Raw genomic sequence first — 24,102 nt, forward strand, 5'->3', positions numbered from 1 at the left:
ACGCCGCAGACCGCCTCGGTGATCAAGACTGAACGCCTGGTTCTACGTACGGAGGCGCGATGGCCGTGACCGTGAGGGAGACCGAGGGGCTGCGGCGGAGTCTCGGATTCCGCGACCTCGTCGTCTACGGGCTGCTTTTCATCGCCCCCTTGGCGCCCGTCGGCGTATTCGGGACGCTCGACGCCAAGTCGCACGGAGCGGTGGCCCTCGTCTATCTCGTCGCGACGGTCGCGATGGCGTTCACCGCGTTCAGCTACGCCCAAATGGTGCGGGTGGTCCCGCAAGGCGGGCTCGGTCTTCGCGTACGCCCGCAAGGCGCTCGGCGAGGGCCCCGGATTCATCGCCGGCTGGATGGCGATGCTCGACTACGTGCTCATTCCGGCGGTCGCCTATCTCTTCTCGGGGATCGCGATGCACGCGCTCGTGCCGCCGTTTCGCAGTGGGTGTGGACGGCGCTCGCGGTGGTGGTGACCACGGGGCTGAACATGTGGGGCGTACGGGCGGCCGCGCGCGTGGGCTTCGCGGTGCTCGCCATGGAGATCGTGGTGCTGGGGGTCTTCGTGGTGGCCGCCGTCGCGGTGCTCATGCATGACGGGGCGCGTCGCGGCTGGCTGTCGCCGCTGACCGGCGACGGTTCCATGGGCGCCCTCTCGCTCGCGGCGGTCCTCGGTGCGGTGTCGGTTGTGGTGCTGTCGTATCTCGGGTTCGACGCGATCGCGTCGTTCGCGGAGGAGGTTACTGGCGGGTCGGCGAAGGTGGCACGGGCGGTGCTGTTCTGCCTGGGGCTCGCGGGCGCGCTGTTCATGGCGCAGACGTATCTCGCGGCGCTGCTCCAGCCGGTGTCTGCGGCGGAGCTCGCCGCGGATCCGGGGAAGCAGGGGACCGCGTTCTACGACGCGCTCGATACGTCGATCGCGACCTGGCTGGGTGACTTGGTGGCGGTGAGCAAGGCGATCGGCGCGGCGTTCGCGGCGCTGGCGGGGCAGGCGGCGGCCGGTCGGCTGCTGTTCGCGATGGCCAGGGAGCGGCGGCTGCCGCGCGTACTGGCGAAGGTGGATGCCGATTCGGGCGTACCGCGGATCGCGCTGGCCGTGGTGACGCTGGTGGCGGCGGTGTGGGCGTCCCGGCGCGACGACGGCCTGGACCATCTGGTGTCGGTGGTCGACATCGGGGCGCTGACGGCGTTCGTGCTGCTGCACGCGTCGGTGGTGGGCTGGTTCGCCGTACGGAGGCTGGAAGGGCCGCCGGTGTGGTGGCGGCACGTGCTGCTGCCGGTGCTGGGTGCGGCGGTGGCGGTCGCGGTGATCGTGGAGGCGTCGGGCACGGCGCAGGCGGTGGGCGCGGTGTGGCTGGTGGTGGGGCTGGTGGTGGTGGCCGTGCAACGGGGCGTCGGACCGGCATGGGTGTCAGTCCCGGCGGCTAGCCTTCGTACATGGCTCTGAATACGTCCGCCGACGCCCCGCTGCCGGTCGGTCAGGTCTCGCGCCTCATCGGCGGGTGGATCGACCGGCTCGGCTCGGTGTGGGTCGAGGGGCAGATCACGCAGATCTCGCGCAGGCCGGGCGCCGGGGTCGTCTTTCTGACGCTGCGGGACCCTTCGCACGACATCTCGGTGGGCGTGACGTGCTTCAGGCAGGTCTTCGACCCGATCGCGGACGTGGTGGCGGAGGGCGCGCGGGTCGTGGTGCACGCGAAGCCCGAGTGGTACGCGCCGCGCGGGCAGCTGTCGCTGCGCGCGACGGCGATAAAGCCGGTGGGGATCGGCGAGCTGCTCGCGCGGCTTGAGCAGCTGAAGAAGGTGCTGGCGGGCGAGGGGCTCTTCGCGCTGGACCGCAAGCGGCCCCTGCCGTTTCTGCCGCACCGCATCGGGCTCGTCACGGGCCGGGCGTCGGCGGCCGAGCGCGACGTCCTGGAGAACGCGCGCCGGCGCTGGCCCGCCGTCCGCTTCGAAGTGCGGAACGTGGCGGTGCAGGGGGTGAGCGCGGTCGCGCAGGTCGTCCAGGCGGTCAAGGAGCTGGACGAGCTGCCGGACGTCGACGTGATCATCGTGGCGCGGGGCGGGGGCAGCGTCGAGGACCTGCTGCCGTTCTCGGACGAGCAGCTCGTACGGACCGTGTTCGGGTGCCGTACGCCGGTGGTGTCGGCGATCGGGCACGAGCCGGACTCGCCGCTGCTGGATCTGGTGGCCGACGTCCGGGCTTCGACGCCGACTGACGCGGCGAAGAAGGTCGTGCCGGACGTCGGCGAGGAGCTGAACCGCGTCCAGCTGCTGCGCGACCGGGCGCTGCGGACCGTACGCGGACTGATGGACCGCGAGGAGCGGGGGCTGGCGCACGCGCTGGCCCGCCCGGTGATGGAGCGGCCGCACCGGATGGTGGAGGACCGCGAGGCGGAGGTCGAGGCGCTGGTGGCGCGCAGCCGGCGCACGCTGGGGCACCTGCTGGACCGCGCCGACTCGGAGCTGTCACACACCCGGGCGCGGGTGGTGGCCCTTTCTCCCGCGGCCACGCTGGAACGGGGGTACGCGGTGCTTCAGCGGGGGGACGGCGGCGTGGTCCGCTCCCCGGACGAGGTCACGGCGGGCGACGAGCTGCGGGCGCGGGTGGCGGAGGGCGAGTTCACAGTGCGGGTCGCGGAGTGACCTCGTACTCACACATAGGGTGGATCACATGGCACAGACGGACGAAGCAGCGACGACCCTCGGGTACGAGCAGGCCCGGGACGAGCTGATCGACGTCGTACGGCGCCTGGAAGCGGGCGGTACGACGCTGGAGGAATCGCTGGCTCTGTGGGAGCGCGGCGAGGAGCTGGCGAAGGTCTGCCGGCGGTGGCTGGAGGGGGCCAGGGCGCGCCTGGACGCTTCGCTCGCCGACGAGAGCTGAGGGCGGGGACACATAGGGGCCGCTGTGAAGTGGATCACCATCGCGCGGTTTTAGTTGAAAGTTAATACATCTTCGCTTACGGTGAGATCACAGCCTGATCCCCTTGTCCGTCCGGAAGGTAAGCCGCATGTCTCTCGTTCTTGACCCCGCCGCCCAGGACCTCCTCTTCCGTGAGGCCCGCACTGCGAACACCTTCACCGACGAGCCGGTGACCGAGGAGCAGGTCCAGGCGATCTACGACCTGGTCAAGTTCGGCCCGACCGCGTTCAACCAGTCGCCGCTGCGCGTCGTCCTGGTCCGCTCCGCCGAGGCCCGCGAGCGCCTCGTCCCCCTCATGGCCGAGGGCAACCAGCCGAAGACCGCCTCCGCCCCGCTGGTCGCGATCCTCGCCGCAGACAACGAGTTCCACGAGGAGCTCCCGGCGCTGCTTCCGCACTTCCCGCAGGCCAAGGACATGTTCTTCTCGGAGCGCCCGGCCCGCGAGTCGGCCGCCGGCCTCAACGCCGCACTCCAGGCCGCCTACTTCATCGTCGGCGTCCGCGCCGCCGGTCTGGCCGCGGGCCCGATGACGGGCTTCGACTTCGCCGCCGTCCAGAAGGAGTTCCTGGACGACGACCACACCCCGCTGATGATCGTCAACATCGGCAAGCCGGGCGAGGACGCATGGTTCCCGCGCTCCCCGCGCCTGACCTACGACGAGGTCATCACCACCGTCTGAGCACGCGACACGCAAGACGTGACGAAGCCGCCGCACCCCGAGGGGTACGGCGGCTTCGTCGTGTCAGTCGATGCAGTCGACATCAGCAGATGTCAGTCGCGCTTCAGGACTTCTTCGCTTCCAGCGCCTCGGCCATCTCCGTCAGCCGCTCCTGCGACGCCGTGCCCGTGACCACCGTCGTCGCACCCTTTTCCTCGCACACCAGCGCGTCGTACTTCGGGCCCTCCCAGCGCTGCCAGGTCTCGCCGCCGACCCGCAGGGTCTTCTCGGTCTTCGTCGCCCGCTGGCTCACCTTGTGGACGAACTTCTCCGCCGGCCCGTTCGACTGCTCGACCGCGACATACTCCCGGTCCGGGTCGAGGAAGCCCAGGTGCCAGGAGTTGCCGTCCTGCCGGTCGTACGTGACCGACGTCGGCTTCCAGGTCTCCGGGAGCCCGACGGGGGCCGCCACCGGGTACGGCGCCGCCCGCCGCGCCGTGATGAGCTCGACCCGGTAGTCGACCGGCTTGATGGGGTCCGCCGAGTCGTCATGCGGGATGAACACGTAGACGCTCGCGGCGACGGCACCGATCGCCGCCATCGACAGCATCATGCTCCGGACCGTCTGCTTGCCTGTGCCTTTCATACCTGCCACGCCCCCATGGTCCCCCATGCCCTGCCACCGCCCGCGCGAGGGGCATCTCATCCCGATATGCCGCTCATACGTGCCCCGCTCTGCTCATTTTGTCGACGTACCGATAGAGTCGGCAGCACCCTCTTTACTCCGGCCGTCGCCGTACAGAAAGGTGCGCTCCGATGACCGAGCACCATCTTCCGTCTCAGCTCGAGGTCTCGCCCGAGGCCCCCGACCGCAACCTGGCCCTGGAGCTCGTCCGGGTCACCGAGGCCGCTGCCATGGCCGCCGGGCGGTGGGTCGGCCGCGGTGACAAGATCGGCGCGGACGGCGCAGCGGTGAAGGCCATGCGGACCCTGGTCTCGACTGTCTCGATGAACGGCATTGTCGTCATCGGCGAAGGCGAGAAGGACGAAGCCCCGATGCTCTTCAACGGGGAACGTGTCGGCGACGGCACCGGCGCCGAGGTCGACATCGCGGTCGACCCGATCGACGGCACCACGCTCAACGCAAAGGGCATGCCGAACGCCATCGCCGTGCTCGCCGCCGCCGACCGCGGCACCATGTTCGACCCGTCCGCGGTCTTCTACATGGAGAAGCTGGTCACCGGTCCGGAGGCCGCCGACTTCGTCGACATCAACGCCCCCGTCTCGGTCAACATCCGCCGGGTCGCCAAGGCCAAGAACTCGACCCCCGAAGACGTCACCGTGATGATCCTCGACCGCCCCCGTCACGAGGGCATCGTCAAGGAGATCCGCGAGACGGGCGCCCGGATCAAGTTCATCTCGGACGGCGACGTCGCGGGCTCGGTCATGGCGGTGCGCGAAGGCACGGGCGTCGACATGCTCATGGGCATCGGCGGTACGCCCGAGGGCATCATCTCGGCATGCGCGATCAAGTGCCTCGGCGGCACGATCCAGGGCAAGCTGTGGCCCAAGGACGAGGCCGAGCGCCAGCGCGCCCTCGACGCGGGTCACGACCTCGACCGCGTACTGCACACGAACGACCTGGTCAGCGGCGACAACGTGTTCTTCGTCGCCACCGGCATCACGGACGGCGAGCTGCTGCGCGGCGTCCGCTACCGCTCGGAGACCGCCACCACGCAGTCCCTGGTGATGCGCTCGAAGTCGGGCACGATCCGCCAGATCGACTCGACGCACCGCCTCTCGAAGCTGCGCGCCTACAGCGCCATCGACTTCGACCGCGCGAAGTAGCACCTGGCGAAGTAGCACCGGTACTAAGCGGTGCGAGAAAGGGGCGGCCCCGGCTGTAAGCGGGGGGCGCCCCTTTTTCTCACTTCTTGATCAGCCGGTCAGCCGGCGGCGGCGATCCTGCCCGCCTGGGCCGCCTGGCCCAGCTCCATCTCGCGCCGCCTGCGCCTGGCCAGCACCACCCGGCGCTCGGCCGCGGTCAGGCCGCCCCAGACGCCGTACGGCTCGGGCTGGAGCAGCGCGTGCTCCCGGCACTCGACCATCACGGGACAGCGCGCACAGACCCGCTTCGCGGCTTCTTCCCGGGCCAGCCTCGCGGCCGTCGGCTCCTTTGAAGGGGCAAAGAACAGCCCGGCTTCGTCCCGGCGGCACACCGCCTCCGTGTGCCATGGGCCGGCCTGATCCCGGGCCGGCGCGCGCTGCGACGGAACGGCGGCGACCTGCAGGGACTGATGCGGCGGATGCGGCACGGTCTACTCCTGACGACGGCTTCGGGAGCGAGCAGCGATGCAGCGTTCCCTACCCGCTGTGCGCGCGCCTATGCACAGGGTTTCGAACCGTCTCAGCGGGCGTCAGTGCCCGAGGTGTTTGCGCATGCGACCGCGCAGGTCCGTGATGCGCTTTCCGCGCTTGGGCTTGGCCTCGATGTTGCCGAACACCGAGTACCCGTTGATCACTACGACCGGCGCCTCGGGGTTGTCGGCCTCAAGGGTGTCGACCTCGAAGTTCCCGAAGATCCCGGTGCCGCCGCCGCGCAGCGTGATGTTCTCGGGGACCCGCACCTCGACGTTGCCGAACAGCGAGGTCACGTTGATCACGGTCAGCCGCTGGCCGAAAAGCGCCTCTGTGAGGTCGATCTCCACGCTGCCGAAGAGCGCGAAGGCGTTCGTCCTGCCGCCGATCCGCCAGCGGCCCTTGCGGGTCGAGCTGCTGAAGACGGCGATCAGGTTCTCCGCCACGGCCGGCAGTGAGGGATCGACCGGGTCGTACGCCGCCGAGGCCGGCTCGCGCCGGGCGTCACCCCCTGGGGTGGGCAAGTCCTGGACCAGCGGCTCCAGTTCGGCGAGCGTCTTGGCGCGGTAGACCGAGTCGATACGGTCGGAGTGCTCCTCGGCGGTCAGCCTGCCCTCGGCCATGGCGTCGCGCAGGATGTCCGCGGTCCGGTCCCGGTCCGCGTCGGACGCACGGATGGCGGCGGGCTGCTGGGGGTGCCCGCGACCAGAGGTCGCTGAATGATGCTTGTCGAGGTCCACCGCCCCAGCGTACCGAAACGCGATAGATCGCGACTAGTGCGTACGGCTGCCAACTGAGCGCCAACTGAGCCTTACCTCACAGACCGGACGCCCCGACGGCGTCTTACGCTGGTGGGCGCACTGCGCCAATGGAGGCCAGTTGCCGTCTGCCGAGTGAGGAATGGCCGTAATGCCAGAGTTTGCGTACTCCGATCTGCTCCCCCTGGGAGAGGACACCACGCCGTATCGCCTGGTGACCGCAGAGGGTGTTTCCGCCTTCGAGGCCGACGGCCGTACGTTCCTCAAGGTCGACCCCGAGGCGCTGCGCACTCTTGCCGCCGAGGCGATGCACGACATCTCGCACTACCTGCGGCCCGCGCACCTGGCCCAGCTGCGCCGGATCATCGACGACCCCGAGGCGTCCTCGAACGACAAGTTCGTGGCGCTCGACCTGCTGAAGAACGCGAACATCGCGGCTGCGGGTGTCCTGCCGATGTGCCAGGACACGGGCACGGCGATCGTGATGGGCAAGCGCGGCCAGAACGTCCTGACGGAAGGCCGCGACGAGGAAGCCCTCTCACGCGGGATCTACGACGCCTATACCAAGCTCAACCTGCGCTACTCGCAGATGGCCCCGCTGAACATGTGGGAGGAGAAGAACACCGGCTCGAACCTGCCCGCGCAGATCGAGCTGTACGCGACCGACGGCGGCGCGTACAAGTTCCTCTTCATGGCAAAGGGCGGCGGCTCCGCCAACAAGTCCTTCCTCTACCAGGAGACGAAGGCGGTCCTCAACGAGGCCTCCATGATGAAATTCCTGGAGGAGAAGATCCGCTCGCTGGGTACGGCCGCGTGCCCGCCGTACCACCTGGCGATCGTCGTCGGTGGTACGAGCGCCGAGTTCGCGCTCAAGACCGCGAAGTACGCCTCCGCGCACTACCTCGACGAGCTGCCGGCCGAGGGCTCGCCCCTCGGCCACGGCTTCCGGGACAAGGAGCTGGAGGAGAAGGTCTTCGAGCTGACGCAGAAGATCGGCATCGGCGCGCAGTTCGGCGGCAAGTACTTCTGCCACGACGTGCGCGTGGTGCGGCTGCCGCGCCACGGCGCCTCGCTGCCTGTCGCGATCGCCGTGTCGTGCTCGGCGGACCGCCAGGCCGTCGCGAAGATCACCGCCGAGGGCGTCTTCCTGGAGCAGTTGGAGAAGGACCCGGCGCGGTTCCTGCCGGAGACGACGGATGAACACCTCAGCGACGCAGCCGAGGCTGGGGACGTCGTCGAGATTGACCTGAACCGGCCGATGGACGAGGTGCTCGCCGAGCTCACCAAGTACCCGGTCAAGACCCGGCTCTCGCTGACCGGCCCGCTGGTCGTCGCGCGCGACATCGCGCACGCCAAGATCAAGGAGCGGCTGGACGCGGGCGAGGAGATGCCGCAGTACCTGAAGGACCACCCGGTGTACTACGCCGGTCCCGCGAAGACTCCTGAGGGTTACGCGTCCGGCTCCTTCGGCCCGACGACGGCCGGCCGGATGGACTCGTACGTCGAGCAGTTCCAGGCGGCGGGCGGCTCGAAGGTCATGCTGGCCAAGGGCAACCGGTCGAAGCAGGTGACGGACGCGTGCGGTACGCACGGCGGCTTCTACCTGGGCTCGATCGGTGGTCCGGCGGCGCGTCTCGCGCAGGACTGCATCAAGAAGGTCGAGGTCGTCGAGTACGAGGAGCTCGGCATGGAGGCGGTCTGGCGGATCGAGGTGGAGGACTTCCCCGCGTTCATCGTGGTTGACGACAAGGGCAACGACTTCTTCACCGAGCCCGCCCCGGCCCCGACGTTCACCTCGATCCCGGTGCGGGGTCCCGGCCTGGCGTAACAGCGTCCCCGTCCCGGCATCTGCCCTGCCCCCGACCGCGCATCGCGGTCGGGGGCAGTCGCCGTTCTCGCCCGCAGCGCGCTCTACTTCTGTAGAGTCCTCTACAGAAGTAGAGTCCGGGCAGAGAGGTCCATCGATGAGCACGCTCGCCGACCGGTTCGTTCCCCACCCCCACTTCGCCTCGGCGCACGAGGCCGTCATCCCGGCCCCTGCCGAGGCCGTGTGGGCAGCCGTCCAGGAGTTCGACAGGACCGGCGGATTCAAAAACGTCCGGGCGGTCCGCGCACTGGTCGCCGTCCGCCGGATCCTCGGCCGGCTCCGTAACCGGGGCGGATCGTACGACGACATACCGACCATGTCCGTCCCGCTCGCCGAGGACCCGCCCCGCGAAGTGGTGCACGGCATCGTGGGTCAGTGGTGGACGATGGGAGGCGCCGCGAACCGTACGGACGTCGTCGGCGCCGAGGCGTTCCTGGCGTTCGCCGAACCGAACCACGCGAAGGCGGTGTTCGTACTGCAACTCACCGAGTCACCGGACGGCCGGAGCACCAGGGTCGTCACCGAGACGCGCGTCGTGTGCACCGATCACCGGGCGCGGCGGGCGATGGGACGCTACTGGCTGGTGATCCGTCCGTTCAGCGGCCTCACCCGCAGGCTGATGCTCGGGGAGCTGAGGAAGCGGGCGACAGCGTGAGCCGGAGCCCGCGGGTGGCGGCCCTGCTGCATGCCGCCGTCTCGATCATCGCCTGCGAGGGGCTGCGCGGCCTCACGCACCGGGCGGTCGACGCCCGGGCGAACGTGCCGATGGGTTCAACGAGTTACTACTTCCGCACCCGGGAGAAGCTGCTGGCCGGCGTCGTCGCACTCATCGCCGAGGAGGAGCTGGCCGACATCGGGCAGGCCGCAGTGGCCGGGGAGTTCGCGTCCGCCCCGCCGGTCCGGCAGGTGGCCGACCGGTTCGCGGGCGTACTGGCCCACTGGCTCGGCCCGGAGCGGGAGCGCACCCGGGCCCGGCTGGAGATCCTGCTGACCTCCGGCCGTCCCGACGACGAGACCGGCGGCGAGCTGCGGCGCGCCAGGGAACGCTTCGTCGAGCAGGCCCGCCTGGTGGCGGCCGAGCTCGGCAGCCCGAACCCCGCGGAAGGCGGTCGGATCGTCGTGGCGTTCGCCGAGGGGCTCACCTACGACGGGGTGGTCCGACCGGGGCCCGACACCACCGACCGGGCCACACTGCGGCAGGCGCTGGAGACCGTCCTCACCGCCCTGGCCACGCCGTGCGGGCCCCGGTGAAAGGGCCCGCACCATCGCGCCACGCCGTCGCGGTTACGCGAAGCGCTGGTTCGCCGCGCCTGTGCAGGGCTGGAGCTTCAGCGGGTCCTTCGCCGCCGCCAGCGTCACGCACAGGCCCGTCGCCGCCGCCGGGCGGATCGTGGAGCCGTCGCGTACGAACTGCTGGTTCGCCGCGCCCGAGCAGTTCCACAGGACCAGGCCCGCACCTGCCTGATACTTCGCGCCGGGCACGTCGAGGCACCGGTCGTGGCTCAGTTCCGTACGGAGCGACTTCTGGGCGGTGTCGTACCACCAGCCCTGGTTCCGGCCGCCGTGGCAGTCCCAGCCGCCCACCGCCGTCCCGTTACGGGTCGTCGATCCGGGTACGTCCGCGCACGTCCCCGTCCCCGCGTTCTTCAGCGGCTTGTACGCGTCGTCCCACGCCCCCGCGAACAGCACAGGCTTTCCCGTACTCGCCGGGTCGGCGCAACTCGCCTCACGCAGCGAGGAGTTGTAGACCTGGGTGACGCACGACGCGAACGCCGCGTGGCCGCGGATGTTCGGGTGGAAGGACTGGCGGACCGAGTTCTCGTCCGGGGTGCCCGGCTTGGACAGGTCGATGTACAGGCCGCGCGCCCAGGGGTCGTCCATGCACACCTCGTGGCCGTGGAAGAGGCGGGAGTTGTCGAGATAGACCGACCCGGTGTTCGCCGCCGCCGTGCGCATGCCGCGCTCGAAGGCCGGGACCGCGGTGTTGCGGCCCCAGGTCGCGTCGGAGTCGTACCCCACGCACCCACCCGGGATCTTGCCGGGGAAGTTCGGATTGTCCTTGAAGTCGGGGCCGATCGGGCTCGGGTAGCCCATCACGACCATCTTGTAGTCACCGTCGGCGTACCCGGCGCCGCGCATGACCGTCCGCAGATCCCGGACCGTCTGCTCGACCTTGGGCACGAGTCCGTCGACGCGCCCCTGCCAGCCGGGCGCGTACTTCGGCTCGCACGGCCCCTGGATGGTCAGCCAGCGCGTGACACAGTCCGTCATGACCGGGCCGAACTGGAGGTCGTCGTTGGCTCCGGCGACCAGCAGGACCATCTTGATCCTGGTGTTGCGTGCCTTGACGGCCAGACTGTCGCTCTGGACCAGTTCGTCGGCGTACTGCTTGTTTCCGCCGATCCTGATGTTGCCGGAGTACGCGCCCGAGCAGGAGACGTTGTACGTGACATCGGCCGGGATGCCGGTCCGGTGAATGGCGGCGTCCGGCGAGCGGTGGCACCAGTTGTCGGGGCCGTTGGTGCCCGGTTCGTACGTGCCGACGCCCTCACCCGAGATCTCGCTGTCGCCGAGAGAGATCAGCCCGCTCTTACGCTGGTCCATGGGCCGTTCGGCCGGGTCGCCGTAGAGCTTGGTCGCCTCGGCGGCGCGGATGACCTCCAGTTCGGCCGGAAGGGGGGTGGATGCGGTGGTGGTCGTGTCGGCGGCGGTGGCGGGGGTGGTTGCCGCCAGGCCGCCGCCGATGGCCGCTGCCAGTGCGGCGGCGGCCGCGACCGTAGAGCGAAGTCTGAGCCGTGTGCGCTGCATTGCGCCTCCCCGGTTTGTTGTTACCCCCGGTATTTACTGGTGGGTAGGCGACTTGGGAATACACAGAACAAGACAAGTGCTCAACTTTTTCCGAGGAAAGGATTGATCATGACGCCTGACGACCACCGGGACGACTACCGCGTCGAGCACGACTCGATGGGGGAAGTACGCGTTCCGGCCCACGCCAAGTGGCGCGCCCAGACCCAGCGGGCCGTGGAGAACTTCCCCGTCTCCGGACAGCGCCTGGAGCGCGCCCACATCGAGGCCCTCGCCCGCATCAAGGCGGCCGCCGCCCAGGTCAACGCCGAACTCGGCGTGCTCGACAAGGACATCGCGCGGGCCGTCCAGGACGCGGCGGCGGAGGTCGCGGAGGGGCGCTGGGACGAGCATTTTCCCGTCGACGTCTTCCAGACCGGTTCCGGCACGTCCTCCAACATGAACATGAACGAGGTCGTCGCCACGCTCGCCACCGAGCGCCTCGGCAGCCCCGTCCACCCCAACGACCATGTCAATGCCTCCCAGTCGTCCAATGACGTGTTTCCGTCCTCCATCCACATCGCCGCGACCGCCGCCGTGACCGGCGACCTCATCCCCGCCCTCGACCACCTCGCGGCCGCCCTGGAGCGCAAGTCCGCCGAGTTCGCGGACGTCGTCAAGTCGGGGCGTACGCACCTGATGGACGCCACCCCCGTCACCCTCGGCCAGGAGTTCGGCGGCTACGCCGCTGCCGTCAGGTACGGCGTCGAGCGCCTGCGCGCCTCCCTCCCCCGCCTGGCAGAACTCCCCCTCGGCGGTACGGCGGTGGGCACCGGCATCAACACCCCGCCCGGCTTCTCGGCCGCCGTCATCGCCGAAGTCGCCCGCGGCACCGGGCTGCCGCTCACCGAGGCCCGCGACCACTTCGAGGCGCAGGGCGCGCGGGACGGACTCGTCGAGACGTCCGGTCAGCTCCGTACGATCGCGGTCTCCCTCACCAAGATCTCCAACGACCTGCGCTGGATGGCATCGGGACCGCGCACCGGATTGGCCGAGATCAGCCTTCCCGACCTCCAGCCGGGCTCGTCGATCATGCCCGGCAAGGTGAATCCGGTCATTGCCGAGGCCGTGCTGATGGTCGCGGCACAGGTGATGGGCAACGACGCGACGGTCGCGGTGGCCGGCGCCGCGGGCAATTTCGAGCTCAATGTCATGCTGCCGGTGATGGGCAAGAATCTGCTGGAGTCGGTGCGGCTGCTCGCCAACGCCTCCCGGCTGCTGGCCGACCGTACGATCGACGGCATCACCGCCCATGTCGAGCGCGCCCGCGAGTACGCCGAGTCGTCGCCGTCCGTCGTCACCCCGCTCAACAAGTACATCGGGTACGAAGAGGCCGCGAAGGTCGTCAAGAAGTCGCTCGCCGAACGCCGGACCATCCGCGAAGTCGTCCTGGAATCCGGGTACGTCGAGCGGGGGGACCTCACCGAGCAACAGCTCGACGAGGCGTTGGACGTGCTGCGTATGACGCACCCGTGACCTCGGTCGGAGCAACCGGCGGCACGTACTCCTAAGATCTGCTCATGACAGCTACGGTGAGCGGGGCGGGCGGGGCGCGTTGGGCGCCGGGGGACCACATCCTCTGGCGCTACCGCGGCAATGCCTCCGACCGGATCCACATCTGTCGTCCCGTCACGGTCGTCCGCGACACCGACGAACTGCTCGCGGTGTGGATGGCGCCGGGCACCCAGTGTGTCCGGCCGGTGCTCGCGGACGGTACGCCCGTACACGAGGAGCCGCTCGCCACGCGGTACACGGCGCCGCGGACCACGACCACCTCGCGGTGGTGGGGCACCGGCGTGCTGAAGCTGGCGCGGCCGGGTGACCCCTGGTCGGTGTGGCTGTTCTGGGAACGGGGCTGGCAGTTCAAGAACTGGTACGTGAACCTGGAGGAGCCGCGCACCCGCTGGTCGGGCGGCGTCGACTCCGAGGACCACTTCCTCGACATCTCCGTGCACCCGGACCGCGCCTGGTGCTGGCTGGACGAGGACGAGTTCGAGCAGGCCCGCCGGGTGGGGCTGCTGAGCGCCGCCCAGGCCCGGCAGGTACGGGACGCGGGGCGCGCGGCGGTCCGGCTGATCAACGCGTGGGGTGCTCCGTTCCGGGACGGCTGGGAGAACTGGCGGCCCGATCCGCGGTGGGCCGTGCCCCGATTGCCGGATGACTGGGACCGCACTCCTGTTCACATGGCTCCGTGAGACCCTTGAAACGCCCCCATGGGTCAAACGTAGGATCGCCTTCCGCAACACTGATCGCAATGATCCCGCCTGCAACAAGCGGGCCCGGAGCAGAACCTGACCGTATGTCACCACAGGGGGGTGGAGCCGTGCCGGAGAGCAAGTCTGCCGAGTTCAGGGCCCACCGACCTGTCGAGGCCGCCCGCAGAGCGGGTATATCGCCACACAAAGCGATTGCATCGCACAAGCTCCCCGGACGGACGGAACCCCACGCGTGACGGAGCACCAGTCCACCTCGCACGAAGGCCGGCAGCCCCTGGTTGCCAGGCCGCACGAGCGCACCCGGCCGCGGCAGGAGGAGGCGCCCCCAGGCGTGCCAAGTCCCGCGCCCGCTCCTGTGCCGGCCACCGGCGGCGGGGCCCGGGAACAGGCCGGGGAGGCCAGGAGTGAGGGGGACCGGCTGCGGTTCGTGGGCGCGGCGACGCGGCGCATCGCGCGTGGCATCGACCTCGACGAGATCGTGCTCGGCCTGTGCCGGGCGTCCGTGCCGACCTTCACCGACGCGATCCTCGTGTATCTGCGCGACCCGCTCCCGGTCGGCGACGAGCGTCCCGCCGTGCCGTTCGTGCTGCGCCTGCGCCGCACCGACCGGCTGCGTTTAGCCGATGACGGAGCGGAGGAGATCGACCTCCAGGCCGAGCCGCTGCCCGCCCACCAGCTGTGCGAGGTACGCAGCGGAGGCGCGCTCGCCGAGGTCCTCAGAGGCGTACGCCCGGTGTTCGGCGACTCCGCGTCCGCGCGGGTGGCCCTGCACGAGCTGCTCGGCGACTCCATGGGCCTGCCCGCCGGGCGCCGCGCGATCCTCGCGCCGCTGCGCGGCCGGCGCCGCGTGATCGGCGCCGCGGTGTTCCTGCGCCGCCCCGAGAGGCCCGCCTTCGAGGCAAATGACCTGCTGGTCGCAGCCCAGTTGGCGACGCACACCGCGCTCGGCATCGACAAGGCCGTGCTGTACGGGCGCGAGGCGTACATCGCCGACGAGCTCCAGCGCACCATGCTGCCCGACTCGCTCCCGCAACCGACCGGCGTCAAGCTGGCCTCCCGCTATCTTCCGGCCGCCGAGACGGCCCGGGTCGGCGGCGACTGGTACGACGCGATCCCGCTGCCGGGCAGCCGCGTCGCGCTGGTCGTCGGAGACGTCATGGGCCACTCCATGACGTCCGCCGCGATCATGGGCCAGCTGCGGACGACGGCGCAGACCCTCGCCGGACTCGACCTGCCGCCGCAGGAGGTCCTGCACCACCTCGACGAGCAGGCGCAGCGGCTCGGCCAGGACCGGATGGCGACCTGCCTGTACGCCGTGTACGACCCGGTCTCGCACCGGATCACGATCGCCAACGCGGGCCACCCGCCGCCCATCCTGCTCCACCTGGGCGGCCGCGCAGAGGTGCTGCGGGTGCCGCCGGGCGCGCCCATCGGGGTGGGCGGGGTCGACTTCGAGGCCGTCGAGCTGGACGCCCCGGCGGGCGCCACGCTGCTGCTGTACACCGACGGGCTGGTCGAGTCACGGCTGCGGGACGTGTGGACGGGCATCGAGCAGCTGCGGGAACGTCTCGCCGCCACCGCGCAGTTGACGGGGCCGGACCACTCGCCGCCGCTGGAAGCCCTGTGCGACGACGTACTCGACATGCTCGGGCCCGGTGACCGGGACGACGACATCGCGCTGCTCGCCGCCCGCTTCGACGGGATCGCGCCGAGCGATGTCGCGTACTGGTTCCTGGAGCCGGAGGAGCAGGCGCCCGGCCGGGCCCGCAGGCTGGCGCGGCGGGCGCTGGCGCGCTGGGGCCTTGAGGAGCTGAGCGACTCGGTGGAGCTGCTGGTCAGCGAGGTGGTGACGAACGCGGTGCGGTACGCCGAGCGGCCCGTGACGCTGCGGTTGCTGCGTACGGACGTACTGCGCTGCGAGGTCGGCGACGACTCGCCGCAGCTGCCCAGGCAGCGGCGGGCGCGGGACACGGACGAGGGCGGGCGCGGGCTGTTCCTGGTGAACCGGCTGGCGAGACGGTGGGGCGCTACGCGGCTGTCGTCGGGCAAGGTGGTCTGGTTCGAGCTGGCCACGCGCCCGTAACTGCGCTGTACGCACGGCAACATACGACTGCGGCGGACACCCGAGGGTGTCCGCCGCAGTCGTATGTTGCCGTGAGGCCGTCGCCGGTCAGGGGCGCGGCGGCCGGAGGTCGTTGTTGGCGTCACCGTCGGCGCCACTGTCGGCGCCGCCGTCCGCGCCGCCGTCGGATCCCCCGTCGGCGCCCCCGTCGGCGCCTCCGGTGTCACCGCCGCCGTCCGCGCCGCCGTCGGACCCTTCGGTGTCACCGCCGGGGTCCGGCGGGTCGAGCGTGATGGGCGGCGGCGACGTCGGGGGCGTGGTGGAGGGCGACGTCGGAGGTGTGGTGGACGGCGACGTCGGGGGCGTGGTGGACGGCGACGTCGGAGGCGTGCTCGGTGTCGTCGGGGGCGTGCTCGGGGTGTTGCTCGGGTCGGGGGTGTTGGTCGGCGGGGGCGAATAGGTGTCGTCCGGGTCGATCTCCAGGTCGAAGTCGGCGTCGGAGCCGCCTCCGAGGGCGCCCAGGGTGTAGTCAGCCCAGATGCTGGCGGGGAAGCCGCCACCGCTGGCGCGGCCGGCGTTGGCCGTACCGGTCAGGGAGACCTGCCCGCCGCCCGGCTTCGTGGACTCGCCGAAGAGGGCTACGGCGGTGGAGAGTTCGGGGGTGTAGCCCACGAACCAGGCGGACCGGTTCTTCTCCGACGTACCGGTCTTGCCCGCCGCGTTGTAGTTCGGGCTGCTCGCCCGGAAACCCGTACCGCTGTTCACCACTCCGGTCAGCACCTTGGTCACGCTGTCCGCCGTCGAGCGGTCGATGACCTGCTCGGTGGCCGGCTCGGGCAGGTCGACCCGGCCGCCCTCGCGGTCCTTGTGCTCCGCGGACTTCACGATGGTCGGCGTGACCTTCTTGCCGTGGTTGTCGAGCGTCGCGTAGACACTCGCCATGTCCATCGTGCTGGCGCCCATCACGCCGAGGGACATGGCGGGGCGCTCGTCGAAGCCGCCCTTGTCCTCCATGCCCATCCGCAGCGCGGTTTCCTTCACGCGCGACGGGCCGACATCGACCAGCATCTGCGCGAAGACCGAGTTGACCGACTTGTTCATGGCCTGCTGGACGGTGATGGGGCCGTAGCTTTTGCCCAGGTCGTTCTGCGGGGCGAAGGGGGTGGTGCTGCCCTCGACGGGGCGCTTGCTCGTGCCGTCGTAGATCGTGCTGGGCGTGATCGGCTCGTCGTCCTGCGTCTTGGAGTTGCTCTCCAGGGCAGCGGCGAGGACGACGGGCTTGAAGGTCGAGGCCGGCTGGTAGTCGGACCGCGTGGCGTTGGAGAAATAGTGCTCGGTGGCGTCCACGCCCCCGTACATCGCGACGACCTTGCCGGTCTTCGGGTCCACCGAGGTCGCGCCGGCCTGGAGGGTCGCGTCGACCTTGTTCTTCTTGCGGTCGAGCTTGGACTCCAGCTGCCGTTCGACCGCCTTCTCCAGCGACTTCTGGCGCTTCTCGTCGATGTTGAGCGTGATCGTCCACCCGCCCGCGTCGAACTCGGCGTCGGTGACACCCTGCTTCTTCAGCTCGGCCTTCGCGGCGTCGACCATGTAACCGGTCTGGCCTTCCATACCGGCGGCCCCCTTGGGGTTCTGCGGTATGTCGAACTTCAGGGTGTCGCGCTTGGCCTGGTCCAGCTCCTTCATCTCGACCATGTTGTTCAGTACGTAGTTCCAGCGCTCCGTGACCAGCTTCTTGCTTGTCGGACCCGCCACCGCCCAGTCGTACTGGCTGGGGGCCTGGAGGAGCGCCGCGAGGTACGCGCCCTGCGTGACGGTCAGCTCGTCGGCGTCGACGCCGTAATACGCCTGGGCCGCGGCCTGGATGCCGTAGGCGCCGCGTCCGAAGTAGCTGGTGTTGAGGTACCCGGCCAGGATGTCCGTCTTCTTCTGCTTCCGGTCCACCTTGATCGAGATCACCAGCTCCTTGAGCTTGCGACTGACCGTCTGCTCCTGGGTGAGGTAGTAGTTCTTGACGTACTGCTGGGTGATGGTCGAGCCACCCTGCTTGCCCTTGCCGGTGACGGTGTTGAGCAGACCGCGGGCGGTGCCCTTGAGATCGACGCCGGAATCGCTGTAGAAGTTCTTGTTCTCGGCGGCGACGAAGGCGGTCTGGACATCCTTGGGGATGTTGGCGAGCGGGACGATCTCGCGGTTGACCTTGCCCGACCGGGCCATGATCTTGCCGTTGCTGTACTTGTAGACGTTGCTCTGCATCTCGGCCTGAGCGTTGGCCGTCGGCACGGGGACCCATATGTAGAGCGCCACGAAGGCCCCCATCATGAGCAGGCAAAGCCCGAAGAAGGTGCCCAGCATCTTCCTCCAGGTGAAGAAGCGGCGTATACCTCCCGGCTTCTTCGCCCGGCGCGCACCGCGCTTCCGGTTCTGTCGCGCTTCTGCTCGGCCCATTACTCCGTAACTCCACTCATCGAGCCCCCGGATGTCAGCTCAGAAAGCTAACACCGCACCTGCGGACAAAGGGCTGCCGATCCGCTCTTTTCCGTACGTGACAATCAGCACCTGTCTCTCTGGAACCGACTCATCAGAGGGCTCCAGGGTTGCGAAGGTCCTCGCACGGGTTTACGGTCATCGAAAAAGTGATATCACTTTGCTAGACCAGTCGGACCGCGATCCCGTACGGCGTCCCGGCCGCGATCACCGCACGAAACAGGGGGACCACCATGCCTGCGACCAGCAACACGCCCACGCCCACCGACCTGCCGGAGATGCCCGCGCCACGAGTACGCGAGAGGGCCGCGCACAGCATCGGCGGCGGCCTCGCACTGCTGTTCGGCCTGCTGGGGCTGCTGGGGGGAGCGGCTCTCATCGCCGCCGGCGCCACCATGGCCTCGACCGGCCCCAAGGTGGCGCTGATCATCGTCGGCGTCCTGATCGCCTTCGCCGCGTTCCTCGCGATGTGCGGCCTCAACATGGTCGCGCCGGGCGAGGCCCGCGTCGTCCAGCTCTTCGGGCGCTACCGCGGCACCATCCGCACCGACGGACTGCGCTGGGTCAACCCGCTGACCACGCGCTCGAAGATATCGACCCGGATCAGGAACCACGAAACCGCGGTCCTCAAGGTCAACGACGCCTACGGAAACCCGATCGAGCTGGCGGCGGTCGTGGTGTGGAAGGTCGAGGACACGGCGCAGGCGACGTTCGAGGTCGACGACTTCCTGGAGTTCGTCTCCACCCAGACGGAGGCCGCCGTACGCCACATCGCCATCGAGTACCCGTACGACGCGCACGACGAGGGCGGCCTGTCGCTGCGGGGCAACGCCGAGGAGATCACCGAGAAGCTCGCGGTGGAGCTGCACGCGCGGGTGGAGGCGGCGGGCGTCCACATCATCGAGTCCCGCTTCACGCACCTCGCGTACGCCCCCGAGATCGCATCGGCGATGCTTCAGCGGCAGCAGGCCGGCGCGGTCGTCGCGGCGCGCAAGCTGATCGTCGAGGGCGCGGTGGGAATGGTCGAGATGGCTCTGACCCGGATCACCGAGCAGGACATCGTCGAGCTCGACGCCGAGCGCCGGGCGGCGATGGTCAGCAACCTGATGGTGGTGCTGTGCGGTGACCGGGCCGCGCAGCCCGTCCTCAACACCGGCACGCTTTACCAGTGACGGACGAGGCGCCGCGGCAGCGCAAACAGGTGCTGCTGCGGCTCGACCCGGCGGTGTACGAGGCGCTGGCGCGCTGGGCGTCGGACGAGCTGCGCAGCGCGAACGCGCAGATCGAGTTCTTGCTGCGGCGGGCGCTGTCGGAAAGCGGCCGCCTTCCTGGCGGCGCGGGCCCGATCCCCCGCCGCGGCCGCCCCCCAAAGGCACCGGACACGGATCCGGAACCCCCGGCGACCTAGGGCGGGGCCCTGCGGGGCTGTTCCCCTACCCGCCTCAAGCTCGACTCGCGGGTGCCGGACGCGGTGGAGCATGCCCGTGACACGGGCCGCAGTCCGGCCTGTCCGGCGATGAGGAGGGGAGCCCGGCGCCGCGCCCCCCTCACCCCCCGCCCGCCACCACCCGCACCGGCAACCGCCTCATCGCCTCGCGCAGCGCCTGCGCGAACGTTTCGAACTCGCTCTGGCGCGCCGCCCCCGCCCGCACCGCCAGCGCGACCCGCCGCGACGGCGCCGGATCGGCGAAGTACCCCGTCACCAACTGGTCGTTACGGTCCGTCTCCACCCGCACCGCCGTTCGCGGCAGCAGCGTCACCCCGAGCCCGCCCGCGACCAGCTGCACCAGCGTGGAGAGCCCGGCGGCCGTCGTCGTGACCGGCGCACCCTCCGTACGCCCCGCCTCCCGGCAGATGTCGAGCGCCTGGTCCCGCAGGCAGTGCCCTTCGTCGAGCAGCAGCAGATGCAGCTCCTTGAGCGCCTCGCGCGGAATGTCCTCGCGCCCGCCCAGCCAGTGCTCCCGCGGCGTCACCAGCACGAAGTCCTCGTCGAACAACGGCAGTTCGGCCACCCCCGGCACCCCCAGCGGCACCGCGAGCAGCAGCAGGTCGAGGCGGCCCGCCGCCAGGCCCTCCAGCAGCGACGACGTCTGCTCCTCATGCACCTGAAGGTCCAGTTCCGGATACCGCTCGTGTACGAGCGTGAGCACCGTCGGCAGCAGATACGGCGCAACCGTCGGGATCACCCCCAGCCTGAGCACCCCGGTGAAGGGCGCCCGTACCGCAGCCGCCTCCTCCATCAGCTCACCCACCGCCTCCAGCACGGCCCTCGCCCGGACCGCGAGCCGCTCCCCCGCCGGAGACAGCAGCACCTTGCGCGTCGTACGCTCGACGAGCTGCACGCCGAGAGTGTCCTCCAGCGCCGAGACCGCCCCCGACAGCGCCGGCTGGCTCATGCCGATCGCTGCGGCCGCGTCCCTGAAGTGCAGGTACTCCGCTACGGCGGCGAACGCGCGCAGCTGCGCCAGGCTGGGCTGCTTTCCATTAGTACTACCAGCCACTGATAACCACCTCCGATCGAATCAAGCCAGTCTAGCTATTTCTGCGATCAATGCTTCCTGTGTCAGGGTGGGGATCCGTCCAACCCCCCAGGAAACTCCCGTAATGGAATTTCCCTGTTCGCAAGGAGCGCGCGTGCTCACTGTTGGTGACCAGTTCCCCACGTACGACCTCACTGCCTGTGTCTCCCTGGAGACCGGCAAGGAGTTCGAGCAGATCAACCACAAGTCCTATGAGGGCAAGTGGCGCGTCGTCTTCGCGTGGCCCAAGGACTTCACCTTCGTCTGCCCCACCGAGATCGCCGCCTTCGGCAAGCTGAACGAAGAGTTCGCCGACCGCGACGCGCAGATCCTCGGCTTCTCCGGTGACTCCGAGTTCGTGCACCACGCCTGGCGCAAGGACCACCCGGACCTGACCGACCTGCCCTTCCCGATGCTGGCCGACTCGAAGCACGAGCTCATGCGTGACCTCGGCATCGAGGGCGAGGACGGCTTCGCGCAGCGCGCCGTCTTCATCGTCGACCCGAACAACGAGATCCAGTTCACGATGGTGACCGCCGGTTCCGTGGGCCGTAACCCCAAGGAGGTCCTGCGGGTCCTCGACGCGCTCCAGACCGACGAGCTGTGCCCGTGCAACTGGACCAAGGGCGAGAACACCCTGGACCCGGTCGCGCTGCTGGCCGGTGAGTGACCCATGGCCCTCGACGAGCTGAAGTCCGCCATACCGGACTACGCCAAGGACCTGCGCCTGAACCTCGGTTCGGTCATCGGCAACAGCGACCTCCCGCAGCAGCAGCTGTGGGGCACGGTCCTGGCCTGCGCGATCGCCTCGCGCTCGCCCAAGGTGCTGCGTGAGCTGGAGCCGGAGGCGAAGGCCAACCTCTCCGCCGAGGCGTACACCGCCGCCAAGTCCGCCGCCGCGATCATGGCGATGAACAACGTCTTCTACCGCACGCGCCACCTGCTCTCCGACCCGGAGTACGGGAACCTGCGCGCCGGTCTGCGGATGAACGTCATCGGCAACCCGGGCGTCGAGAAGGTGGACTTCGAGCTGTGGTCGCTCGCGGTCTCCGCGATCAACGGCTGCGGCCAGTGCCTCGACTCGCACGAGCAGGTGCTGCGCAAGGCCGGTGTCGAGCGCGAGACCATCCAGGAAGCGGTCAAGATCGCCGCGGTGATCCAGGCCGTCGGCGTGACCATCGACTCCGAAGCCGTCCTGGCCGAATAGTCAGCAGTACGTGTACTGGTGAAGGGCCCCGCGGACATCGCGTCCGCGGGGCCCTTCACGCGTCGTTGGCCGGCCGGCTCTTGAGCGTGGCCATGAAATCGCGCATGTCCTCCACCATGAGGGGCGGCAGCTCGGAGATGCCCAATTCGGGAGCGTCGGCTCCGGTCGGCTCCTCGTACACGTCGTCCTGCTCGGAGACGAAGCTGGCACTGACCTGGAGCGACAACACGGCTCCGCCGTCCAGAACCATGAGCTGCAGGCTGTCCTCCCCCGTGTCCGTCAGGTAGGCGTTGTCGCCGAGGCCGGGTACTTTCTTCGGCTCGGGCGGGAGCCCATCGCTGTACGGGGAAGGCTCGGCCAGGTAGGCCTCGAACTCCGGCCCCGGGTCGGTCACCTTGTGTATCTCGGCCGTCACCTCGACCTGGTAGTGCGCAGAGAGCTCATCCTTGGCCGGCTTGCGTCTCGGCTCGAACCCGATATAGCAAGTGACCTTGTCCCGGGCCCGATGCTCGTACAGCTCCTCGGCCGTCTCGTCGCCGCGCTTCCCCAGGTTCAGTGCCAGGGCGTTCAACTCGACCTTCTCGCACAGGCCGGCGCCTTGCACCCGGTAACCGCGCGTATCGACCGCCTTCGGCGAGCCGTAGGCGTACAACCCACCCGCCCATACCGCCGAGGCGACCGCCGCGCCGCCCAGCGCCCACAGCCAACGCCTGCGGCCACGCGGCGGCGCAGACCGGTCCTCGCTCGTCGCGGTCTCCGGCTCGGGCCAGGCCGGGAAGTCCCCCACCATCTCCGGCTCGGAGATCATTCCCGGCCGCCCGCCACTCGCTCAGCCGGCTCCGGCTCCGGCGCGGGCGTCGGCACCGTACGTACCGCCGCCTCCATGCTGTACGCCCGCAAGTAGCCGACCACCGTATTGGTCACCGCCACCAGCGGCACCGCCACCACCGCCCCGCCGATCCCGGCGACCAGGCCACCCGCCGCCACCCCGAGGACGACCGCCAGCGGATGCACCCGCACCGCGCGGCCGAGGATGAACGGCTGGAGCACGTGGCCCTCGATCTGCTGTACGGCCAGTACGACGACCACCACCATCAGCGCCGTGAACACGCCCTGCGTCACAAGAGCCACGACCACCGCCAGCGCGCCCGACATCACCGCGCCGACCAGCGGGATGAAGGCGAACAGGAAGATGAAGACGGCGAGCGGCACGGCCATCGGTACGTCGAGGAACCAGATCCCCAGGCCGATGAAGATCGCGTCGATCAGGGCGACTATCACCGTGCCCCGCACATACGCGGTGAGCGTGCGCCACGCGCGCGGGCCCGCGCCGGCGACGCCGGGCCGGGCCGCCGACGGCACCAGCTTGAGCGTCCACTGCCAGATGCGCTTCCCGTCGTACAGCAGGAAGAGCGTGGAGAACATCGCGAGCAGTATCCCGGTGAGCACCTCGACGATGACGGTGACGCCCTGGAGGCCGGCCGACGTTATTGACTCGGTGTTCGTGCCGATCGCGTCGGTGAGGTTCTTCGCGACGTCGTTGATCTGCTTCTCGGTCACATGGAACGGGCTGTTGAGCAGCCAGCGTTTGAGTTCCTCGATGCCGTCCTTGACGCGGTCGGAGAGGTTGTCGATGTTCTCCAGGACCTGCCACACCACGAACCAGCCGACCAGGCCCATGATGACGAAGCCGAGGATCGCGGTGACGGCGGTGGCCAGACCGCGCGGCAGCCCGATCCGCTTCAGGCGGGCGACCGTCGGCTGGAGCATCGCGGTGACGAGCAGGGCCGCGACGAAGGCGAGCACCACCAGCTGTACGGCGGTGATGATCTTCATCAGCACCCAGAGCGTGCCCGCCAGTACGAGCAGCCGCCAGCCCGCCTCGGCCGCGACGCGCATCCCCCACGGGACGGCGGCGACGGGGTCGGGCCTGGCGGCGACGGCAGGGGCGTAGGCGGGCGGCGCGGGGACGTTGTCGACAGTGGCGACGCCCGCGGTCTCCGTGGTGCCCGATCCGTACGGCGCCGCGTCGCCGGGGGCGGCGGCCTCGGCTTCGGCCTGGGCGCGGCGCTCGTTCAACCGCTCCCCCATCCTGGTCAGTTTGGCGCCCGTACGGCCCAGCCATCCCAGCTGTGGTCGCGGCTGAGGCTGTGGCTGTGGCTGTGTTGACATGTCCCTCTCTCTTCTCCCCGTCGCATGCGCGCT

Annotated in this window: 23 protein-coding genes; 15 read left to right on the forward strand and 8 right to left on the reverse strand. The window is 69.7% G+C overall.

Annotated features, from left to right (window positions below):
* Positions 1-59: 59 nt before the first annotated feature.
* From J7E89_RS07145 to J7E89_RS07160, 4 genes are all read left to right on the forward strand, one after another.
* Entirely contained in the window at positions 60-1,442 is a 1,383-nt protein-coding gene (locus tag J7E89_RS07145; protein ID WP_285439210.1) for an APC family permease, read from the forward strand.
* Complete coding sequence (gene xseA / locus J7E89_RS07150) at positions 1,433-2,641, forward strand: exodeoxyribonuclease VII large subunit (RefSeq protein WP_214969641.1); 1,209 nt, start codon at positions 1,433-1,435, stop codon at positions 2,639-2,641. The genes J7E89_RS07145 and xseA overlap by 10 nt, the downstream gene beginning before the upstream one ends.
* A gap of 28 nt (positions 2,642-2,669) precedes the next feature.
* Entirely contained in the window at positions 2,670-2,882 is a 213-nt protein-coding gene (locus J7E89_RS07155; protein WP_214969643.1) for an exodeoxyribonuclease VII small subunit, read from the forward strand.
* Between the two features lie 127 nt (positions 2,883-3,009).
* Positions 3,010-3,600: a malonic semialdehyde reductase gene (locus tag J7E89_RS07160; RefSeq protein WP_214969646.1), complete on the forward strand. Its 591-nt coding sequence runs from the start codon at positions 3,010-3,012 to the stop codon at positions 3,598-3,600.
* A 103-nt stretch (positions 3,601-3,703) separates the two neighbouring features.
* On the opposite strand, the gene J7E89_RS07165 is transcribed toward J7E89_RS07160, so the two are convergent.
* Positions 3,704-4,225, reverse strand: coding sequence for a DUF4245 domain-containing protein (locus J7E89_RS07165; RefSeq protein ID WP_251060232.1), 522 nt, complete (start codon positions 4,223-4,225; stop codon positions 3,704-3,706).
* A 170-nt stretch (positions 4,226-4,395) separates the two neighbouring features.
* Between J7E89_RS07165 and glpX the strand changes: the two genes are divergently transcribed.
* Positions 4,396-5,427, forward strand: coding sequence for a class II fructose-bisphosphatase (glpX, locus tag J7E89_RS07170; RefSeq protein ID WP_214969656.1), 1,032 nt, complete (start codon positions 4,396-4,398; stop codon positions 5,425-5,427).
* A gap of 98 nt (positions 5,428-5,525) precedes the next feature.
* Here the strand turns inward: glpX and J7E89_RS07175 are convergent, their stop codons facing one another.
* Positions 5,526-5,894 carry a WhiB family transcriptional regulator gene (locus J7E89_RS07175; RefSeq protein WP_214969658.1) on the reverse strand — a complete coding sequence of 123 codons (369 nt, stop codon included), beginning with the start codon at positions 5,892-5,894 and terminating at the stop codon, positions 5,526-5,528.
* A gap of 102 nt (positions 5,895-5,996) precedes the next feature.
* Positions 5,997-6,677 carry a DUF1707 domain-containing protein gene (locus tag J7E89_RS07180; RefSeq protein WP_214969660.1) on the reverse strand — a complete coding sequence of 227 codons (681 nt, stop codon included), beginning with the start codon at positions 6,675-6,677 and terminating at the stop codon, positions 5,997-5,999.
* A gap of 169 nt (positions 6,678-6,846) precedes the next feature.
* On the opposite strand from J7E89_RS07180, the gene J7E89_RS07185 reads away from it, so the two are divergent.
* The 3 genes from J7E89_RS07185 to J7E89_RS07195 all read left to right on the forward strand — a co-directional run bounded on the left by J7E89_RS07185 (position 6,847) and on the right by J7E89_RS07195 (position 9,813).
* The gene (locus tag J7E89_RS07185; RefSeq protein WP_214969662.1) at positions 6,847-8,523 is read left to right on the forward strand and encodes a fumarate hydratase; all 1,677 of its coding nucleotides are present in this window, start codon (positions 6,847-6,849) and stop codon (positions 8,521-8,523) included.
* A 136-nt stretch (positions 8,524-8,659) separates the two neighbouring features.
* Complete coding sequence (locus J7E89_RS07190) at positions 8,660-9,217, forward strand: hypothetical protein (protein ID WP_214969664.1); 558 nt, start codon at positions 8,660-8,662, stop codon at positions 9,215-9,217.
* Positions 9,214-9,813, forward strand: coding sequence for a TetR/AcrR family transcriptional regulator (locus J7E89_RS07195; RefSeq protein ID WP_214969666.1), 600 nt, complete (start codon positions 9,214-9,216; stop codon positions 9,811-9,813). Before J7E89_RS07190 ends, J7E89_RS07195 begins: the two co-directional genes overlap by 4 nt.
* Before the next feature lie 33 nt (positions 9,814-9,846).
* Here the strand turns inward: J7E89_RS07195 and J7E89_RS07200 are convergent, their stop codons facing one another.
* Positions 9,847-11,370 carry a ricin-type beta-trefoil lectin domain protein gene (locus tag J7E89_RS07200; RefSeq protein ID WP_214969669.1) on the reverse strand — a complete coding sequence of 508 codons (1,524 nt, stop codon included), beginning with the start codon at positions 11,368-11,370 and terminating at the stop codon, positions 9,847-9,849.
* A gap of 108 nt (positions 11,371-11,478) precedes the next feature.
* Between J7E89_RS07200 and J7E89_RS07205 the strand changes: the two genes are divergently transcribed.
* The 3 genes from J7E89_RS07205 (at position 11,479) to J7E89_RS07215 (ending at position 15,705) form a co-directional block, all read left to right on the forward strand.
* Entirely contained in the window at positions 11,479-12,882 is a 1,404-nt protein-coding gene (locus tag J7E89_RS07205) for an aspartate ammonia-lyase (RefSeq protein ID WP_214969671.1), read from the forward strand.
* Positions 12,883-12,926: 44 nt separating this feature from the next.
* On the forward strand, positions 12,927-13,601 hold the full coding sequence (locus tag J7E89_RS07210; RefSeq protein ID WP_251060209.1) for a DUF402 domain-containing protein: 675 nt from the start codon (positions 12,927-12,929) through the stop codon (positions 13,599-13,601).
* Between the two features lie 253 nt (positions 13,602-13,854).
* Complete coding sequence (locus J7E89_RS07215) at positions 13,855-15,705, forward strand: ATP-binding SpoIIE family protein phosphatase (protein ID WP_214969673.1); 1,851 nt, start codon at positions 13,855-13,857, stop codon at positions 15,703-15,705.
* Positions 15,706-15,792: 87 nt separating this feature from the next.
* On the opposite strand, the gene J7E89_RS07220 is transcribed toward J7E89_RS07215, so the two are convergent.
* Entirely contained in the window at positions 15,793-18,132 is a 2,340-nt protein-coding gene (locus J7E89_RS07220) for a transglycosylase domain-containing protein (protein WP_214969675.1), read from the reverse strand.
* A gap of 272 nt (positions 18,133-18,404) precedes the next feature.
* On the opposite strand from J7E89_RS07220, the gene J7E89_RS07225 reads away from it, so the two are divergent.
* Together J7E89_RS07225 and J7E89_RS07230 are read left to right on the forward strand one after the other, a co-directional pair.
* Entirely contained in the window at positions 18,405-19,343 is a 939-nt protein-coding gene (locus J7E89_RS07225; protein ID WP_214969678.1) for an SPFH domain-containing protein, read from the forward strand.
* Complete coding sequence (locus J7E89_RS07230) at positions 19,340-19,579, forward strand: hypothetical protein (RefSeq protein ID WP_214969680.1); 240 nt, start codon at positions 19,340-19,342, stop codon at positions 19,577-19,579. Before J7E89_RS07225 ends, J7E89_RS07230 begins: the two co-directional genes overlap by 4 nt.
* 139 nt (positions 19,580-19,718) lie before the next feature.
* Here J7E89_RS07230 and J7E89_RS07235 read toward each other — a convergent pair whose 3' ends face one another.
* Entirely contained in the window at positions 19,719-20,672 is a 954-nt protein-coding gene (locus J7E89_RS07235; protein WP_214969682.1) for a hydrogen peroxide-inducible genes activator, read from the reverse strand.
* 133 nt (positions 20,673-20,805) lie between these two features.
* Here J7E89_RS07235 and J7E89_RS07240 point away from each other — a divergent pair, with 133 nt between their 5' ends.
* Positions 20,806-21,360, forward strand: a complete 555-nt coding sequence (locus J7E89_RS07240; RefSeq protein ID WP_214969683.1) for a peroxiredoxin — start codon at positions 20,806-20,808, stop codon at positions 21,358-21,360.
* 3 nt (positions 21,361-21,363) lie between these two features.
* On the forward strand, positions 21,364-21,897 hold the full coding sequence (locus tag J7E89_RS07245) for an alkyl hydroperoxide reductase (RefSeq protein ID WP_214969686.1): 534 nt from the start codon (positions 21,364-21,366) through the stop codon (positions 21,895-21,897).
* A gap of 55 nt (positions 21,898-21,952) precedes the next feature.
* Here the strand turns inward: J7E89_RS07245 and J7E89_RS07250 are convergent, their stop codons facing one another.
* Entirely contained in the window at positions 21,953-22,705 is a 753-nt protein-coding gene (locus tag J7E89_RS07250; protein ID WP_214969688.1) for a hypothetical protein, read from the reverse strand.
* Positions 22,702-23,988, reverse strand: a complete 1,287-nt coding sequence (locus J7E89_RS07255; protein WP_251060211.1) for an AI-2E family transporter — start codon at positions 23,986-23,988, stop codon at positions 22,702-22,704. The genes J7E89_RS07250 and J7E89_RS07255 overlap by 4 nt, the downstream gene beginning before the upstream one ends.
* Positions 23,989-24,102: the final 114 nt, after the last annotated feature.

It is taken from the genome of Streptomyces sp. ISL-100, assembly GCF_018614615.1.
GTDB lineage: Bacteria > Actinomycetota > Actinomycetes > Streptomycetales > Streptomycetaceae > Streptomyces.

What these genes read in the sequence shown, in the direction of transcription:
- J7E89_RS07145 (WP_285439210.1), top strand. Translation starts at nt 60, where the DNA reads ATGGCCGTGACCGTGAGGGAGACCGAGGGGCTGCGGCGGAGTCTCGGA.
- xseA (WP_214969641.1), top strand. Translation starts at nt 1,433, where the DNA reads ATGGCTCTGAATACGTCCGCCGACGCCCCGCTGCCGGTCGGTCAGGTC.
- J7E89_RS07155 (WP_214969643.1), top strand. Translation starts at nt 2,670, where the DNA reads ATGGCACAGACGGACGAAGCAGCGACGACCCTCGGGTACGAGCAGGCC.
- J7E89_RS07160 (WP_214969646.1), top strand. Translation starts at nt 3,010, where the DNA reads ATGTCTCTCGTTCTTGACCCCGCCGCCCAGGACCTCCTCTTCCGTGAG.
- J7E89_RS07165 (WP_251060232.1), bottom strand. Translation starts at nt 4,225, where the DNA reads ATGAAAGGCACAGGCAAGCAGACGGTCCGGAGCATGATGCTGTCGATG.
- glpX (WP_214969656.1), top strand. Translation starts at nt 4,396, where the DNA reads ATGACCGAGCACCATCTTCCGTCTCAGCTCGAGGTCTCGCCCGAGGCC.
- J7E89_RS07185 (WP_214969662.1), top strand. Translation starts at nt 6,847, where the DNA reads ATGCCAGAGTTTGCGTACTCCGATCTGCTCCCCCTGGGAGAGGACACC.
- J7E89_RS07190 (WP_214969664.1), top strand. Translation starts at nt 8,660, where the DNA reads ATGAGCACGCTCGCCGACCGGTTCGTTCCCCACCCCCACTTCGCCTCG.
- J7E89_RS07200 (WP_214969669.1), bottom strand. Translation starts at nt 11,370, where the DNA reads ATGCAGCGCACACGGCTCAGACTTCGCTCTACGGTCGCGGCCGCCGCC.
- J7E89_RS07205 (WP_214969671.1), top strand. Translation starts at nt 11,479, where the DNA reads ATGACGCCTGACGACCACCGGGACGACTACCGCGTCGAGCACGACTCG.
- J7E89_RS07210 (WP_251060209.1), top strand. Translation starts at nt 12,927, where the DNA reads ATGACAGCTACGGTGAGCGGGGCGGGCGGGGCGCGTTGGGCGCCGGGG.
- J7E89_RS07220 (WP_214969675.1), bottom strand. Translation starts at nt 18,132, where the DNA reads ATGGGCCGAGCAGAAGCGCGACAGAACCGGAAGCGCGGTGCGCGCCGG.
- J7E89_RS07225 (WP_214969678.1), top strand. Translation starts at nt 18,405, where the DNA reads ATGCCTGCGACCAGCAACACGCCCACGCCCACCGACCTGCCGGAGATG.
- J7E89_RS07245 (WP_214969686.1), top strand. Translation starts at nt 21,364, where the DNA reads ATGGCCCTCGACGAGCTGAAGTCCGCCATACCGGACTACGCCAAGGAC.
- J7E89_RS07250 (WP_214969688.1), bottom strand. Translation starts at nt 22,705, where the DNA reads ATGATCTCCGAGCCGGAGATGGTGGGGGACTTCCCGGCCTGGCCCGAG.
- J7E89_RS07255 (WP_251060211.1), bottom strand. Translation starts at nt 23,988, where the DNA reads ATGGGGGAGCGGTTGAACGAGCGCCGCGCCCAGGCCGAAGCCGAGGCC.